The sequence below is a fragment of the Neisseria sp. GT4A_CT1 genome (assembly GCF_000227275.1).
GTDB lineage: Bacteria > Pseudomonadota > Gammaproteobacteria > Burkholderiales > Neisseriaceae > Neisseria.
In genome coordinates, this window is the sequence record NZ_JH164966.1 from 31,932 (window position 1) to 36,504 (window position 4,573).

Below are 4,573 nucleotides of genomic sequence, written 5' to 3' on the forward strand. Positions count from 1 at the left end.
GACACCTTTTTATTGTATTTTTAAAAAACCTGATGTAAGGGCCAAACTATTCGACTCGTCTGAAACTGAAGTTCTGCGTCGCAAGCCAGCACACGCCTGAGCCGATGCAGACCATAATCGCGCCCTGCCAAAACTGTACAGACAGGGGCGCATTGAGCAGGAAGGAGGAAATGAGAGCAGAAAAAATGGGAATGAAATAGGAAGCGCCTGCCAAAACGGTCATATTGCCGCATGAAATGCCGATGTTCCAAACTGCATAGCCCAATCCCATGCAGGCTGCGGCGGCAACGGCATAAAGTATGGCACCGGTATCGAAATGAAGGCTGCCGTATCCGCCTGCGAAATATTTTGCCCACAGGATGCAGGAGACGAGGAGGAAGAAAAAACCGACGGCATTGCCCTGCGCTTTGGTTCTGGCGGTCAGGGTGCAGTATGCCGCCCAAAACAGCGCATCCAACAATGCCATGATGTAACTGAGCGGATTGGTTCGGACGTTGCCGATAATCTCGGGCAAAGAAAATCCGCCGTCACCGCCTAAAACGATCGCGATACCTATAAACGAAAGGGCAAAGCCTATGCCTATCCACCATTTTGCCGGCTGCTTGTTAAACCAAACTGCGCCGATGATGGTAAACGTCGGCCAAAGATAATTGACCATGCCGACTTCGACCGCTTGACGCGCGTTGTCGGCAAAACCGATGGAAAGAGACAGGCACAATTCGCAGCCGACGAAAAAAATGCTTGCCCAGAAAAGGTAGCTGCGGCTGAACTGCCGCAGATTCGGCAATCCGAAAATAGCCAAGAGCAACAAAGTGGAAAGGCTGTACATCACCGCCGCGCCGCCGACCGCCCCCATGTGCAGGCTCAAGGTGCGTATCAATCCGACGACGGAACTCCAAAAGGCCACGGCAAGCAGACCTATGGATGTGGCTTGATTGGGGGTAAATGCGTGTTGGAGCAGACGGTTCATGATGTGTTGTGTTGGAATTTGTTTTATTGTGTAATTTTTTGATATTTTACGCCTCCTGTTTGCATAATCAAGAGGAAAGGTCGTCTGAAAACACGAATGCAGATACTGCCAAACTGTTTTCAGACGACCTTTTGCTGTTTTCTGAATTTAATATCCCCTCCCCCTAGAGACGAATTCAATTTCATGTCAGTCATGACTGGCACTTATTACAATCGCAACTCTTCAAAATGGTTACTTACCGTAACATTTGAAACAGTAGGAAAATCCATCAGTTCTGGGTTGATTATGTAATTTGTCAAACTATCAGAAGGATTCAAATGGTAAATAGTCGTCAACACATTAACAAAATACCTTTCCCCTTTCACCATTATTTTTTCATCGGTATCTGTTATAAAATAAATTTCCTTATCTTTCAGATATATGATTTGATTTCTCTTCAAATCTACCGTCCATTCCTCAATCGATTTATTCATGTGTGCATTTTGAATATACAGTTCAAACTGATGGCCATAAGAAAAATCTATTCCTACTTTAATAAATAAATCATCTCCAAAAAATTTGGATTCAAAATCAGCCCATAACTCATCTTGAAATTTTTTATTTACTTCTTTTATGAAATCATTAAATTCAATCATCTGATTACCTCCGACGGCAGCTTTATATAAGCTGCTTGATTAGTTGTCCGATGGACATCTACGCTTTTGCTGCCCCTTAAAAATCTCAAAAGATTATAGTCGGGTCGTCTGAAAACCGATATCAACCCTCTCCCCCTCTCCCAATCCAGAATATAACGAAATCGCATTAAATTAAAACCAAGCATTCTTTCCGTTTTTCAGACGACCTGTTTACAGTATCGCCACTGTTTTCAGAAAAATCACCATTCAACCAAACAATTAAAGCCGCGCAGGCAAACGTTCTGCCTCAAGCAGCCGTCCGCACAAAGGAACCGACATGACTCCAGCCAACCCGCTTCCCACCGAACTTTCCGCACAACTCGCCGCCCTCTCGCCTACACAGCTCGCTTGGCTTTCCGGCTACTGCTGGGCGCAAAGTCAAGGGGCGGCGGGCGGTTTGAGTGTTTCCGTAGCTCCCGCCGTTGCAGCCCCCGCGCGACGCGTGTTGGTCTTATCTGCCTCGCAAACGGGCAATGCGCGCGGCGTTGCCGAATCTTTACACGCCAAACTCAAAAACGCCGGCGTAGAAGCCGTATTGAGCAGCGCGGGGAACTTCAAAAGCAAAACCCTGCCCAATGAAGACATCGTGTTATTGGTAACATCCACGCAAGGCGAGGGCGAGCCGCCCGAAGAAGCCCTGCCGCTGTATAAATTCGTCTTCGGCAAAAAAGCCCCCGATTTGGGCAAACTCACTTTTGCCGTTTTAGGTTTGGGCGATTCTTCCTATCCCAATTTCTGCCAAGCGGGCAAAGACTTTGACGCCAAATTTGCCGAACTGGGCGCACGTCGTCTGAACGACTTGGGCATCTGCGATTTAGAGTTCCAAAGCGCCGCCGACGCGTGGATAGAAGCCGTCGTCCCCCAAGTTGCCGAGCTTGCCGTGCAAACCGCCGCAGCATCCGTTGCAACACCTGCCGCCCTTCAAACCGCAGGCACTGTCTATACCAAAGACAAACCTTATACCGCCACCCTGTCCGTCCGCCAAAAAATCACGTCCCGCTCCGCCGAAAAAGACGTGGAACACATTGAAATCGACCTGTCCGGTTCCGGACTGCACTATCAGGCAGGCGACGCATTGGGCGTACTCCCGCTCAACGCTCCCACTTTGGTTCAAGAAATCCTTGATTTGCACCAATTAAGTGGCGAAGAAAAAATCCGCCTTTCAGACGACCTCGAAACCGACATCCGCACCGCCCTGACCGAGTCCGCCGACATCACGCAAAACACGCCGGCACTCGTGCAGCAATACGCCGAATTGTCCGGTAGCGAAGAACTCAAAACCACAGCCGCCGACAAAACCCGATTGGACGCCTACCTCGCCGCCACCCCGCCCGTCGGTGTCTTCGCCGCCCACCCCCATCCGCTGGACGCGCAAACCCTGTTCCAACTGTTCCGCCCCCAAACCCCGCGCCTTTACTCCATCGCCTCCGCGCAAGACGAAGTCGGCGAAGAAGTCCACCTGACCGTCGGCGTCGTCCGTTTCGAACACCACGGCAACACCTACACCGGCGCAGCCTCAGGCTATCTGGGCGAACGCCTTGAAGAAGGCGGCGAAGTACGCGTCTTCGTCGAACCCAACCCCAATTTCCGCCTGCCCGCCAACGGCGACATCCCCGTCATCATGATAGGCGCAGGCACAGGCATCGCTCCCTTCCGCGCCTTCATGCAACAACGCGCCGCCAACGGCGACAACGGCAAAAACTGGCTCATCTTCGGCAACCAACGCCTCGCCGACGACTTCCTGTACCAGCTTGAATGGAGCGATTACCGCAAAGACGGCATACTCACCCGCGCCGACTTGGCATGGAGCAGACAAGGCGAACACAAAGTCTATGTCCAACACAAAATCGCCGAACACGCCGCCGAAGTTTGGAACTGGCTGCAACAAGGCGCACACCTCTACGTCTGCGGCGACGCCACCCGCATGGCACGCGACGTAGAAACCGCCCTGCTCGACGTCATCGAAACCCAAGGCAAACTCAGCCGCGACGATGCCGAAGACTATCTCAACGAAATGCGCGAAGACAAACGCTACCAACGCGACGTCTATTGATACCGCCCCAAACAAAAGGTCGTCTGAAAAGCCCAAATCGGGTTTTCAGACGACCTTTCGCATCATCAAGCCATTTATAGTGGATTAAATTTAAATCAGGACAAGGCGAGGTAACGCCGTCCTGGTTTAAAGTTACCACTATATCTCGCTAAACAAAGCAAACCATTCAGACACACCTTCCACCGCTTATCCCATTTTCTTTACCCATTATCTCAACCCAGCTAACATACAAAATTCATCGTCATTTCCACCCAACATAAAACCCGATTTATTTGTTACAAACCGCATCAGGAGATGACGAACATCGAAAAAGCACAAAGAAGGTTATCAATAATGAAGACATTCAATAGAAAGCTGATAGTATTGGCGGGCTTGCTGGTTATAGCGGCATGTAGCAATCAGCCGAATTTGACGCAAGATGGAAAGCACGATGCAGAAGCCGTTAAAACTGCAGCTACCCCGCATTTTGAATGTCATCCTTCCGAGTATAAGTTTAATGTGCCTCCTCGGCTCCCGCCTGCAGATCCTGCAGCATACCCGCGATATGAGCCTTGTATATCGAAACACCCGTATCATAGCAACAAACCGCCCGCCGCCACCCGCATCCGACCAAGGCAAACAACCGTTGCGTAGCTCAGGGAGCGGCCGGGCAACCCATCGACACAACCGGACAGTTGCCAGACAACACAACCGAATGCAAGGCAGGTTTATGATGAGTACCCAATACAACTGTGCAGGCATCGACATCGCCAAACGAAACTTCGTCATCGCCGTTTCGTCTTTGTCTAAAACCAAAACCAAAACCGAAACCAACAACCCCAAAGGTATCGCCCATACTATCGAATACCTTAAAAAACACAACGTCGCCCTCGTCGT

At 50.4% G+C, this 4,573-nt stretch carries 3 protein-coding genes; 1 reads left to right on the forward strand and 2 read right to left on the reverse strand.

Annotated features, from left to right (window positions below):
* Positions 1–46 precede the first annotated feature (46 nt).
* Both yddG and HMPREF1028_RS04915 read right to left on the reverse strand, forming a co-directional pair.
* Entirely contained in the window at positions 47–970 is a 924-nt protein-coding gene (gene yddG, locus HMPREF1028_RS04910) for an aromatic amino acid DMT transporter YddG (RefSeq protein WP_009311692.1), read from the reverse strand.
* 206 nt (positions 971–1,176) lie between these two features.
* Positions 1,177–1,605 carry a hypothetical protein gene (locus HMPREF1028_RS04915; protein ID WP_009311693.1) on the reverse strand — a complete coding sequence of 143 codons (429 nt, stop codon included), beginning with the start codon at positions 1,603–1,605 and terminating at the stop codon, positions 1,177–1,179.
* Between the two features lie 316 nt (positions 1,606–1,921).
* On the opposite strand from HMPREF1028_RS04915, the gene HMPREF1028_RS04920 reads away from it, so the two are divergent.
* Positions 1,922–3,697 carry an assimilatory sulfite reductase (NADPH) flavoprotein subunit gene (locus HMPREF1028_RS04920; RefSeq protein WP_009311694.1) on the forward strand — a complete coding sequence of 592 codons (1,776 nt, stop codon included), beginning with the start codon at positions 1,922–1,924 and terminating at the stop codon, positions 3,695–3,697.
* Positions 3,698–4,573 lie beyond the last annotated feature (876 nt).

Excerpts from the sequence above, each read along its gene's own strand:
- yddG (WP_009311692.1), bottom strand. The coding sequence starts at position 970 with ATGAACCGTCTGCTCCAACACGCATTTACCCCCAATCAAGCCACATCC.
- HMPREF1028_RS04915 (WP_009311693.1), bottom strand. The coding sequence starts at position 1,605 with ATGATTGAATTTAATGATTTCATAAAAGAAGTAAATAAAAAATTTCAA.
- HMPREF1028_RS04920 (WP_009311694.1), top strand. The coding sequence starts at position 1,922 with ATGACTCCAGCCAACCCGCTTCCCACCGAACTTTCCGCACAACTCGCC.